This is a genomic window from Vibrio anguillarum, assembly GCF_001989995.2.
Classification (GTDB): domain Bacteria; phylum Pseudomonadota; class Gammaproteobacteria; order Enterobacterales; family Vibrionaceae; genus Vibrio; species Vibrio anguillarum.
The window spans coordinates 57,306-69,119 of sequence record NZ_JAHGUP010000051.1; the positions used below are offsets into that span (position 1 = coordinate 57,306).

Annotated in this window: 10 protein-coding genes; 2 read left to right on the top strand and 8 right to left on the bottom strand. The window is 43.8% G+C overall.

The window, feature by feature from the left end; all coding sequences use genetic code 11:
* Nucleotides 1-8 precede the first annotated feature (8 nt).
* Entirely contained in the window at nt 9-1,577 is a 1,569-nt protein-coding gene (locus PL85_RS12900) for a methyl-accepting chemotaxis protein (protein WP_013868325.1), read from the top strand.
* 117 nt (nt 1,578-1,694) lie between these two features.
* Here PL85_RS12900 and PL85_RS12905 read toward each other — a convergent pair whose 3' ends face one another.
* The 7 genes from PL85_RS12905 to PL85_RS12935 all read right to left on the bottom strand — a co-directional run bounded on the left by PL85_RS12905 (nt 1,695) and on the right by PL85_RS12935 (nt 10,479).
* The gene (locus PL85_RS12905) at nt 1,695-2,531 is read right to left on the bottom strand and encodes an arginase family protein (protein ID WP_013868324.1); all 837 of its coding nucleotides are present in this window, start codon (nt 2,529-2,531) and stop codon (nt 1,695-1,697) included.
* 6 nt (nt 2,532-2,537) lie between these two features.
* Entirely contained in the window at nt 2,538-3,272 is a 735-nt protein-coding gene (locus PL85_RS12910) for an IclR family transcriptional regulator (RefSeq protein WP_115339944.1), read from the bottom strand.
* Nucleotides 3,273-3,433: 161 nt separating this feature from the next.
* Nucleotides 3,434-5,320, bottom strand: a complete 1,887-nt coding sequence (locus PL85_RS12915) for a methyl-accepting chemotaxis protein (protein WP_064626581.1) — start codon at nt 5,318-5,320, stop codon at nt 3,434-3,436.
* Nucleotides 5,321-5,646: 326 nt separating this feature from the next.
* Nucleotides 5,647-6,504 carry a hypothetical protein gene (locus PL85_RS12920; protein ID WP_064626580.1) on the bottom strand — a complete coding sequence of 286 codons (858 nt, stop codon included), beginning with the start codon at nt 6,502-6,504 and terminating at the stop codon, nt 5,647-5,649.
* Nucleotides 6,504-7,367: an ABC transporter ATP-binding protein gene (locus PL85_RS12925; RefSeq protein ID WP_017048124.1), complete on the bottom strand. Its 864-nt coding sequence runs from the start codon at nt 7,365-7,367 to the stop codon at nt 6,504-6,506. The genes PL85_RS12920 and PL85_RS12925 overlap by 1 nt, the downstream gene beginning before the upstream one ends.
* Complete coding sequence (locus PL85_RS18985; protein ID WP_026028428.1) at nt 7,364-7,735, bottom strand: GntR family transcriptional regulator; 372 nt, start codon at nt 7,733-7,735, stop codon at nt 7,364-7,366. Before PL85_RS18985 ends, PL85_RS12925 begins: the two co-directional genes overlap by 4 nt.
* A gap of 194 nt (nt 7,736-7,929) precedes the next feature.
* Entirely contained in the window at nt 7,930-10,479 is a 2,550-nt protein-coding gene (locus tag PL85_RS12935) for a glycosyl hydrolase family 18 protein (protein ID WP_115339945.1), read from the bottom strand.
* Nucleotides 10,480-10,953: 474 nt separating this feature from the next.
* Here PL85_RS12935 and PL85_RS12940 point away from each other — a divergent pair, with 474 nt between their 5' ends.
* Nucleotides 10,954-11,577, top strand: coding sequence for a DUF2057 family protein (locus tag PL85_RS12940; RefSeq protein WP_026027524.1), 624 nt, complete (start codon nt 10,954-10,956; stop codon nt 11,575-11,577).
* Nucleotides 11,578-11,641: 64 nt separating this feature from the next.
* Here PL85_RS12940 and PL85_RS12945 read toward each other — a convergent pair.
* Nucleotides 11,642-11,814, bottom strand: a 173-nt coding sequence (locus tag PL85_RS12945) for an anion permease (protein WP_215809353.1), incomplete at its 5' end; no start/stop codon positions are given.

The window sequence follows — 11,814 nt, forward strand, 5'->3', positions numbered from 1 at the left end:
TACTCTATATGAGACTTAGTATTAGTCGGTTGGTAGTGGCAAGTGCGTCGCTACTTAGCGTTGTATCGCTGATTGCTATTTCCTATGCTCTATGGTCGAAAAGTGCCACAGTGATGTACTCGCTGAGCGCTCAAACTTATCAACAAATGGCGGCTTCTCTAGCTGAAAACGTCGCCACTTCGGTGCGCTTTAACAAAGTAGAGAGCTTGGAAGAGCGGGTTAAAGTCGCTGTCGATAGCAGCAATAAAGAACTCAAACATATAGCGGTTTTCCTTGCAGATGGATCTTTATTCTATCAATTAAATGAGAAGTCCGTATCTCCTAGCGGAGTCAATATAAAAAATGCGCTGACCCAAGCATCAACCAACGCCATCATTATTGAACAAAGCACACAACACGTGATCATCATCAACCCATTAACGTCGGGCAAGGAAGCAAAATTGGTGGGTTACTTAGTCACTCAGTGGCAATTTGACAAGGTCAATGCCATTTCCAAGGAACTGGGGCTATGGGCCATTTCAATTGGCATAACCTTCGTGTTGATTACTTTTATTGGCTTGTTTTTTATTTTGAGGAGCGCTCTACTGCATCCTTTAAATCAGCTGAAAAACTTATGTGAATCATTGGCTTCTGGTCGGTGTGACCTCAAGCAACGAATTCCATTTAACAAAGATAACGAGTTAGGTGACCTTGCCACAGCAATCAATATGTTCATTGAAAAAGTGGAACACACCTTCCACCCTATTGAACAAAACATCTGCAATGTCACTGATGTTACGAAAGCTGTTGAACGACAAGTGAAGCAGCTAGAACACAATATCAATGGTCAGCAGCGGGAAATTGCGCAATCAGTACAAATTGGTGAAGGTGCTCGGCAAAGCATTGCGTCAGTCACTGAGAATATCAATACTGCGTCGCTGTCTTTACAACAAGCCGTTATTTCTGGGCAAGAAAGTCAACAACAACTTAAACATGCATTAAGTGAAAATAAAAACCTAGCAGAAAAGTCACAAGTAACAGCAAAAACCGCTGAGAGCCTAAATGCCCAGGTTGAAAAAGTCACCGATATCTTACAGATCATCCGTACGATCGCTGATCAAACAAACCTGCTTGCGCTCAATGCGGCCATTGAAGCGGCTCGCGCGGGTGAGAATGGTCGCGGGTTCGCCGTCGTGGCAGACGAAGTGCGTAACCTAGCGGAAAAAACATCCTCTTCAACCAACCAAGTGGAAGAGATCCTTACCGTGCTTAGTAACTTTTCGAAAGACTTGATCGGCTACATGGGGGAAAGTGTCAATGCATCAATGAGTTGCGTTGAAGCTATTGAAAGTAGTAACGAGTTAGTCAGCCAAGCGATCAAGGATGTTAATCAAGCGAATAACGCCAACCACTTAGCGGTCAATTCATCTGATGAGCAACTGTCACATGTTGAAGATTTGCTAACGCAACTGAGCAATCTTAATCAACATTCACTCGAACTGCTTAATGACAGCAAAGTGATGAGCGATTGTAGTAAAGAGCTCTTCCAGAAAGCACAAGCCACTTCATTATCACTCAGCAAATTTAGTGCTCATTAACCTAATACTAAAAACCGAACAACACACTTAGCATACTTCAAATAGTTGAGTTCCATAAAACAAAAACCCCAGACAAATGGGGGTTTTTGTTTGGTATATATGATAATCAATATGTCACTACGCAGCGTGGATTACATCTGGCGATAAAGCACATAGCTCATCTAAAATTTCTTTGGTCTGCTTAGAATAAATCAATTTATCCTTCGCCCCCACCAGTTGGATAAGCTTTACCTTGCCCGAAAGCGCACATTGCCTTAACGTTCTTAGTACCATTTGGTTATCTAACGCGTTGTTCTCATCAACCCCCACTCCCGGAACTAAAGAGGCTAAATCAATCGTCACGATCAGTTGATCACAATGCTCTATGTAGTGACCTAATTGGCTTTTTAGTTGATTACGATGACGAAAACCACACTCATTCAGCGTTAACCAATCACAGCCTAAATCTTCTGCATACTCCCACACTTGGTTGGATTGATGCATTTCATCAATTCCAATACAAAATAGGCGCGTATTGTTATAGCGAGAGAGTGCAAAATGAAATGCAGAGCCAACTTGTAGGTCCAGCGTTTGTTTCAGCTCAAAATGATGTCCGATACTCACAATACCAACTTCGTCATTCTCAAAAGCCATCACTGGTAATGCATTGAGCAGCATTTCGTGACAATTCGCTAGTACGACGGGCACTGAGCTCAGTGCTAATTGATGACTCAAGGTGTCTTGAAAACGGGTGGCATTTTTATCTTTGACGACTATATGTCCCGCATCAGAATAACAAGGCGTGGATTGACGCTGATAGAGCCAATCTGATGCAAATTCAAGGCTCTGCTGAGCAAATTCAAACTCTACTTGAGACATTGGCTTTATCTGTTCACAGAGTGTCATGAACGTGAATGGATAAGCGGGTTGGCTCTGTGTACGACTCATACGGTAGCGTTTGAATAAACTTAGCATTATGAATTACCTTTCTGGTGGCAACGCTCTTGCTGCCTGTAATACATGTAAAATGATCCGCTGCTTGTTGGTTTCAACACGATGGGCTGGAGCCATCACTGAAATTGCGCCGATCAACTTACTCCCTTTCATTACGGGGGCACTAATTCCGGAAACGCCAGGATCAATTTCTGACGTGCTCACGGCGTACCCATTACGACGTATTTTTTCCAACTCTGTCTGCCATTTTTCCATTTGGTGGTCTTCACCAAAATAACGAAGAATTTTTTCACAGCGCGGAGCGGGTAAATACGCCAACATCACTTTAGATGAGGCACCTCGAAGCAGGGGTTGACTTTGACCCTGGACGAAGCTGCATCGAAGTGCCTGCATACTTTCTTTTTGGCTAACGCACAAGGCTCGGTATCCCACCGGAACCATGTATGCCGCCATTTCGCCTGTCTGTTTCTGTAATCGACTTAACACTGCATCGACTGCATCTAAATTGTGTTGACTCGTTTCATAACTGCGCATTAAAAGTAGAGCCGCCGAACCGATGATCAACGTTTTGTCGTGTGGGCTCTCTTCGATCAAGTTCCACTCTTTCAAAATCTTCAGATGTCGGTAGAAACTACTCAGCGGAACTTGCAATTGTTCGCTCAAGGTTTTCGCTGATACTGGCTCTTCATTTACCGCCACTTGCATCAATAATTGCAGTGACTTTTCATTAACTTGGCTGGCCGATAATTTCGTTTCGTTCATGTTTTCTTTTTAGCCTCATTTATTCCACGCCTCAACTATGATTCTTATATATCGAGAATTTAAGATTAATAACAGACTTGCTTTCTCACCAAGTGAGAAAACATAACAATCTGATCAAAAAAAGGCTCCGCAGAGCCTTTTGAATAAGAAAGAAACAACCGTTACGCTAATTTAAATGTCGCCACTTTTGCACTCAGCTCTTCCGCTTGCTGCTTCAGTTCATTGGATTGGCTCAAGCTATCTTCTGCACCAATGACCAGTTGCTCCGTCACATCCTTGATAGAAGTAACATTTTGTGTAATTTCACTAGTCACATGCGTTTGCTCTTCGGCTGCCGTCGCAATTTGCGTCGCCATATCACTGATCAAGGCAACCGCTGCTTTAATTTCTTCAAGCGCACCGGATGCTTTATCGGCATCTTCCACTGAGTTCTCAGCGAGCGTTGAGCTGCTTTGCATCAACGATACCGCACGTTTAGTGGTTTCTTGCAGGGTATCAATGGTTGATTTTATCTCTTCGGTAGAAGTATGGGTGCGCTGAGAAAGCACACGGACTTCGTCTGCTACCACTGCGAAACCTCGGCCTTGCTCACCGGCTCGCGCAGCTTCAATAGCCGCATTCAGCGCAAGTAAGTTGGTTTGTTCTGCAATGCCTTGAATGGTTGCCAGTACGGTCGAAATCTCTTGCGCGTGTTGGTTTAGTGCGGCAATCACGCCACTGGCCTCACTCACTGATTTTGCCAAGTTATTGATCGAGCCTTTGGTATGAATCACCAAGGCATGTCCATTGTTGGTGCTGGTTGCCGAGTCTTGCGCTGCTCTTGCCGTTTGCTCTGCGTGAGAGGCTATCTCTTGCGTTGCCGACGCCATTTCAGTAACCGCAGTAGCGACCATCACAATTTCTTGCTGCTGGTGACTAAGCTCTGATGCCGATTGATTAGCGCGATGCGCGCCATGTTCTGATTGCGCTTCCAGTTGATGAGACTGGTGACGAATATGGCCAATAAGTTGTTGTAAGCTCTCCACAAAGGTATTGAAGTTTCTGGCCAATTCACCTACTTCATCGCTGTTCTCTACTTCAATACGTTGGGTTAAGTCACCACTACCGTTTGCAATTTGTGCCAACGCTTGAGAAACATTATTCAAAGGACGGAACAAAATATTACACAATAAGTTGAACAGCAGAGTACAGAGTATAACCACAACGGCAGTAACAATGAGCTGGCTGAAGGTAGCTTCAGATAAAGGTGCGATGAGCGAATCGTGATTGATGACCACAACAGTACTAAGATTCGTTCCGTTGATGCTTCGGGCGTAGAGAACATACTCCTCACCTCGAATATCCACCAATAAATCGCTGCTTTTCGCAATCGCTTGGCGGATATCAGCGAAATTTAAACCCAGATCAGAAACACTTTTATTGAGCAGCTTAGTATCACTATGGGTAAAAATATTGCCTTTATCGTTAGCAATAAACATATACCCCTCACCCGGCAAAATAACTTGCTTCATGCTGTTGAGGATGTCAGTAATTTCTACGTCGGCGCCTAAAACGACTTGTTGGCCATGTAAATTCAGTGCCTTACCTAATGAAACCACATTAGCGCCCGTTGCCGCAGCAACGGTTGGGTTATCCATAAACACTTTTGATGGGTTTGCTTTAGCGTTTGTATACCAGCCCCATTTGCGCGGATCATCGTTCCCCGGCGGCAAGATGACACCATTGGCGTTATTTTGCGAACCGTCGGGGTAAGCAAGAAATACGTTGTCGAACGCTGCAGAATCTCGAACTTGTTTTAAATGTGTCACGATGGCTTGTTTCTCGGCATCTTGCGACAGCGAGGTTAAAGCACGCTCTTTCGACAGTAACCAGTCCGTCACATACTGATTATAAGAAGCGGTGGTACTTTGTAATCGTTGTTCAACATCAATATCTAATCGCTCCAGTGCAGCTCGATACGACAATACTTCAACGAGTAATCCCCCAAGAATAATGGCAGCGCTGGCTGAAATAGCCAGTTTGTTTTTTAACGACATTTTTTTAAACATAGGTAGACCTATTTGTAATAGTAATTTAACTCAAACCGATAGAATTCTCGATCAATTGGACATTATAATTTCAAGCCTCGAAATAAAACTTGAAGCGGTCCACGTCTTTGTCATTGCTCACAAAGGACTACAAAATAGCATAGTGCATTTAACACATTTATATCATGTTAGTCAGAGAGTTGATTACTCATCACTTTGGAACTAACTTCTAATTTTGAGTGAATTTTTCTGGTCTAACCTTTTCTATCCTCACCATAGTAACCGCAGGAAGTAGGCGAAAAAAAAGAGAACAAACGCTCTCTTTTGGATTAAGCTTAACCAGAAACTTATCGGGTCAACAGTGACTTCAATGAAAGTTCATCAGTACTATAGAGCTTGTGGCTAATCCAGTAACTGGCGATACCAATCATGATATACACAAATAAATTACCCCAACCAGCACCTTCGAAAGCCGTGAACATGTTTGAAGAAGTCATTAACTGCAACGGCAAGTTGAAAATCGCGTGGTAAAACTCCCCTACAATGTCAGAATTCAGCATAACAATCGAGATCCATTTAAGCGCGAAACCGCCCACGAACATCACAAGGATCGGCGAATTAAATATCTGTGAAATAACTAAAGTAAAGCAGGCTAATGGCAGCATCGTCACAGCAATCACCCACATGATACTGAGGTAATTCAACCAGTGTTGAACGGCATATCCTAGAGAACGTTGTTCAAATAGTAGGGCTAAACGGTTTTCTGTCGCTAAGTTAAGCCCCCACAGCAGAACGTCCGCACAAATGACTAACACGGAACAGACCGCAGGAATTACAAATAAGCCAAACCCCAGTTTCACTATGTGGGTCATATTGTTCGTCACTGGCATGCTGCGCCAGAACATCGAGCTTCCCTCTTTACGCTCCTTGCGGAATGTTCTGGGGAAATAGAGTGAACTGAGCATTAGCGAAATAAAACCAACAAGCATGATGATAAAGGTGTTGAAATCATCCACAAATTCGATATGGACATCGCTGATGTCGCCACCAAATTCCATCTCAAAAAACAAGTTATGTTGCAGTGTATTGTTCATTAATAAACTGATGAACAATAGGGTTCCGCATACCAATAGAAACAAAGGAATACGCGTAACATTTTTGTTTTCAATCAGCTCTTTTTCGAGCATATAAATACTGGGGTGCATTATGCGTTCTCCTTCTGCAAGGCAAGAAATAGTTCAGCAAGTTTTACACTGTAAATAGAACCAAGCCCTTCAACGGCTTGACGGTGTTCTGAAGTCAACAACCACTTTGTTGTTCCCAAGCTTGGCTGAGATGCCAAAGGACGATAGGTTTGGATAACGTCTTGATGTGCGTTACTGGCCTCTAGAACAAAATACCCTTGTGTAATCGCCTCCATTGAGTCTTGCAGCACGACCTTACCTTGCTTCAAGATCAGCACATCCGTTAGCAAATGTTCAATTTCCGATACTTCATGACTAGCAATAATCAAGGCACGCTCACCATCATGGAACCATTCGAGTAAGTGACGATAGAAGGTATCACGGTAGATTAGGTCCAAACCAAGAGTTGGCTCATCCAAAATCAGCACTTTGGTATCGGTGGCAATCACAATGGCTAAATGCAGTTGTACTTTCATCCCTTTTGATAAGGTACGAATTTTACTTGATAAACGAATGTTGGTTTGTGCAAGGACTTGCGTGGCCTTGTCTAACGAGAAACTGGGATGCACGCCTGACGTATAACGCAAAATTTGTTTAACCGTCATCCAATCTGGCAACACATTGACGTCTGAAATGTAGGAAAGATGCGCCATCACTTGCGCATGTTCCGTAATCGGATTTAAGCCTTGGATCAAAATGTCACCTTGATAATGGTGAGCACCGAGCAACGACTTAATTAAGGTCGACTTGCCCGCACCATTATGTCCGAGCAAACCGAGCACCTGTCCTGCGTAGAGCTTAAAGCTCACATTCTGTAGAGCTTCCGACTCGGCATGCTTTGCGTACTGTTTAGATACACCGTTGACTTCGACTAATGGATTCATTGGTCACCTTCAATATGCTGTTGTAGTTGGTTGATAAAATCCTCAAGCGGCATCGCCAATAGCTTGAGTGTTTGTGCAATTTCTGGGATCTGTTGCTCTAAAAAGTGCTGCTTTTGTTTCGCCTGTAATTGCGCTAGCGCTCCTTTCGCGACATACATACCTTGACCTCGTCTTTTTTCAACAATGCCTTCGTCAACAAGCAGTTGATAGCCTTTCATGACAGTTAAGTGATTGATTTTCATATCTGCCGAAACGGTTCTTACCGAAGGCAACGCACTATCTTCTAGCCAAATACCTTGTAGGATCTGCTCGGTAATTTTGTCGGCTAGCTGACGGAATATGGGTTGGTTATCTTGCCAATCTGTCACAATTTTATACCGATATGGTGTTATACACACATATAACACTAAAGCAAAAATATTGAATTGCAAGTGATGAATGAAAAAACATAGAAAAACGCACAAAAAAGCCTCGTGTTAGAACGAGGCTTGAAGTCATTGTTTGCAATAAAAAGTTTATTAAAACCCGTTAGCTTATTGAGGTAACTGGTTTATTAAAGCAATCAGCTTGTTGGGCAACTCGCAGGGCCAATCTCTTTCCATACTCCCCACACACCAGTAGTCGATGGGTTTTCGCCAGTTGTCCACCACTTGGCTTCCCATACTTTACCAGCCCAAGAAACTTGTTGACCGCCAGTATAAACCGCTGATTTATCCCACAAGTTACTGCAAGTGTCACCACCACCAGAATCTTTCTTCGCCACGATAACCGATGCACTTGCAGAGGCCGCCGCTTTACCATCACTGACAGTTACAGTGAAGCTTAGCGTGGTGTCTTGGGTATACTCAGGAGCAACAAACGAAACACTCGCACCTTGAATGGTTGCATTTAGGCCTGCAGGTACATCCCATACGAAAGTTAAGGTGTCTTGATCGACGTCACTTGAAGCGGAAGCGTCCACCACCACAACCTCACCAGCACTGGCATTGCTTGGCGCAGTAGTCACCGCCACTGGTGGCGTGTTCACAGGCTCAGTTGCTTTAGGTTTGACCGTTACAGTCACGACATCAGAAGCCGTTGCGCCTTTGTTATCTGTGACCGTCAACTTGAACGTCAGCGTTTGTACTTGTGCCACTTCGGCCGCGTCAAAACTGGCTTGTGCAGAATTAGCGTTTACTAAGCTCACTGCCGTGCCCGCCGTTTGCTGCCACACGTAACTGACAATAGTACCATCACTGTCTTTTGATGCACCGCCATCAAGAACAACACTCACCGGACCAACCACCGATTGATCAACACCTGCATTTGCAGTGGGCACGCGGTTCGCGGGGGGTGTAGTACCTCCTCCTGCTAAGCTTTCATGCATCGCATTTAGGATGTCACCATTATCAGCGTCAATCTCCCAAGAGAACAACCCGGCCAAACCAAGGTTTCGAGCATAGGCGCCTTTAGCTTTGATTGAACGGTTATCGTCAAAAGTAACCAGTTGGCCCGTTGTACGATTCCAAACCCAAGGTGCTTCAGCTTGTGCATCGTATCCATATTCAAAGCCATTAATACCGATATTATTAACCCCTAACATGAATGATTTGATGCCTTTATAGTCAATCACACCCGCTTCCCACACGCCTTGCGCGGAAGTGCCTTTCAATTTTCCGTTACCTACCCCTGTCATCGGGTCGGTTGGATCACTTAATGAAGCCGGCATCACCCCTTCCCAGCCACGGCCATAAATAGCCGCACCTAAGACTAACTTATTAGCAGGGACACCCTGTGCTAGCAGTAACTGGATACCGTTATCCGCCGTATAAGCTGGGCCTTTATAAGGTTCGCCATTTTCATCTACTCCTTTCCCATCACACTGACCAGGGCGCATGAATGATCCGCAGTAAAGCGCGGTTTGGTGGCCTAATACGTTATTCCAACCGCCATAAAAGTCATAAGTCATGGCAAAGATGTAATCCATATATTGAATGGCTTCGCCATAATTAACATCTTCAATCTTGTCATGACCAACACCAATTGCTGACGTGAGCTCATAAGTACGACCAGTTTCCGATTGCAATTCATCAAGCATGGCACGCAGTTCACGCATTAACGCAATGTACGCAGGACCATCATTGACTGGGTCACCGCGATCCGCTGCTTGACCACCTCCTCCAGGATATTCCCAGTCGATATCAACACCGTCGTAGAATTTCCAAGTGGTTAGGAATTTCTTCACTGAAGCAACAAAAGTATCGCGATTGGCCTTGTTGGTAAAATCAAAAAATGGGTCAGAGAGTGTCCAACCACCAATAGAAGGAAGGATCTTGAGGTCTGGATTACGCTGTTTGAGCGCCATCAACATGGCATAGTTGCCCTTGATCGGAGAGCTGTATTGGTGACCCGCTTGCGGGAAACTCTTTTGATAGGCCGCCCAAGGGTCATGGATCACCACTTCGTAATCATTCACCCCATTACATGCGGTCATCAACGCGTTGTAGCTGTTTCCACCAACGGATTTCAATGATTCGTTAGGGCCACAAATTGGAATGAAGCCGTATAGAATATGCGTCAGATTATCAGCCGGGATGTTATCTACCGTATATTTCCGGTCATAGATGCCCCACTCAACAAAGTAGGTTCCAACCACCGTATCTTTATCGGTCGTGTAAGTCTTGTTATTGGGATCAATATTCATCACCAAAGGTTTGAGATGTGAGCCATCGGTATCGGCAATTGTTATCTCAACGGGTGCACTTTTGCTGCAACCTGTCGCGTCGCAAGCTTCGATTGCCATTTGGTAAACACCACCTTGTGCATAACTGAAGTTTGCGGTGGTTTGGCTGCCAGTGATTGGGCCTGTCGCGACCTGTGCGCCATCAAAATAGATTTTATACGTGTTGCCCGTTGTACCACTCCATTGGTTAAACTTAACGGCAATCGGCGCTTGATCATAATATTTGACCATTTGGTTATAACCAGCCGTGCTTTCCATGGCTAATTCAACTTTAGAAAACTGTAGATTATTCGACCCATAGACATCGACGCTAGGGGTTGCTGGTGCTGCCATTGCCGTGCCCGAAAGAGCCATTGCAATACTTGCGGCGCACAAAGTAATACGATTCATACCTATATCTCTCATTTCTGAATGTTTCACTTACATTTAAGCAAGCTGCTCTTCTGATAAGGCATTGAAGAACATCCATTTCAGTATTTACAAGACTTATTTTTTTTAGCAAAAAAATAAAAACGCTTTTCGAGTCATCGTTAAAATTTTGTTATGGGGATTCACCGTGTTACATCTTAAAAGCAATTCTGAGTCAGGAATTCAGAATTTTGACAAAGCAAAGCAGGTAAGTTTAATTTTTTACGCTAATTAAGGCCTTTGAAGAAGACTAAATGGCATAATTTAAAATTAATAGAATGACATTATCACGTGACTAACGATCTGATAATATTGACGAATGCATGACGCATGCCTCGCACTAAAGATGTTACATTTCAATGAAAATTAGTCACTTATGCCGTTGAGAACTTGCTTTTACAACCAACTATCGGCAACCTCTACTCTATTGCTTGCAAGGATAAAATAATGAACCTAATTAAACCGGCTTTATGTACATTAACCATGATCTTTAGTGCCTCTGTATTGGCTAATATCACTCTTGAAATTCCAGACACCATTAACTTATTAGCGGTGAATGGTCAGAAGCCCGAAACTTCTGGCAGCCTATTTTCCTCAGCGAAAAGCCTTGAGCTGGCCGATGGTGAACAACAAATCGTCTTCAAATACGCGCCTTATTTTACGCAAGGGAATGACCGCGTGATTATCGAAAGCGATGCAGTCATTGCCACATTCACCGCAAAGGATGCAAAACTGAATTTTGCCATGCCTGAATACCGTGATGCACATCGAGCAGAGAAAGAGATTAAAACAATGCAATGGTCACTGATTGACCAAGCAGGCCAAACACTAGAGATAAAGCAAGATCGCCTTCTTAAAGAAGGGTATCAAGTAGGCCGTGACTATATCCGTGAAGCAAATGACTATAATCGCGCAGGGGGTATTGCGGCTATTGGAATGACGGATGTTGCTATGCTGCAAAATGAACTAGCTCAGTCAGGAAATGTACAAAACGCCGCCGAAGAAATGCTGCATTTTTGGTACAACAAGGCTGATGAGAAAACGAAAGCACGCTTTAAAGAATTCGTTAACCAACAGTAATAACATCTCAATATGAGCTCTCTGAATTGAGAGCTCATTAGTATTGAAGTAGTTTGTGCTTAGCTTACCAGAACAACATCGCAATCATGGTCAGCAAGCCAATATTTAACATCATACCCACTCGCATCATCTCACTTTGCTTAATGTGTCCAGAGGCAAACACTATCGCATTGGGTGGCGTCGCAACGGGCAACATAAATGCACAAGAAGCCGCAATAGCAATCAATACAGATAGAA

Excerpts from the sequence above, each read along its gene's own strand:
- PL85_RS12900 (WP_013868325.1), top strand. The coding sequence starts at position 9 with ATGAGACTTAGTATTAGTCGGTTGGTAGTGGCAAGTGCGTCGCTACTT.
- PL85_RS12905 (WP_013868324.1), bottom strand. The coding sequence starts at position 2,531 with ATGCTAAGTTTATTCAAACGCTACCGTATGAGTCGTACACAGAGCCAA.
- PL85_RS12910 (WP_115339944.1), bottom strand. The coding sequence starts at position 3,272 with ATGAACGAAACGAAATTATCGGCCAGCCAAGTTAATGAAAAGTCACTG.
- PL85_RS12915 (WP_064626581.1), bottom strand. The coding sequence starts at position 5,320 with ATGTTTAAAAAAATGTCGTTAAAAAACAAACTGGCTATTTCAGCCAGC.
- PL85_RS12920 (WP_064626580.1), bottom strand. The coding sequence starts at position 6,504 with ATGCACCCCAGTATTTATATGCTCGAAAAAGAGCTGATTGAAAACAAA.
- PL85_RS12925 (WP_017048124.1), bottom strand. The coding sequence starts at position 7,367 with ATGAATCCATTAGTCGAAGTCAACGGTGTATCTAAACAGTACGCAAAG.
- PL85_RS12935 (WP_115339945.1), bottom strand. The coding sequence starts at position 10,479 with ATGAATCGTATTACTTTGTGCGCCGCAAGTATTGCAATGGCTCTTTCG.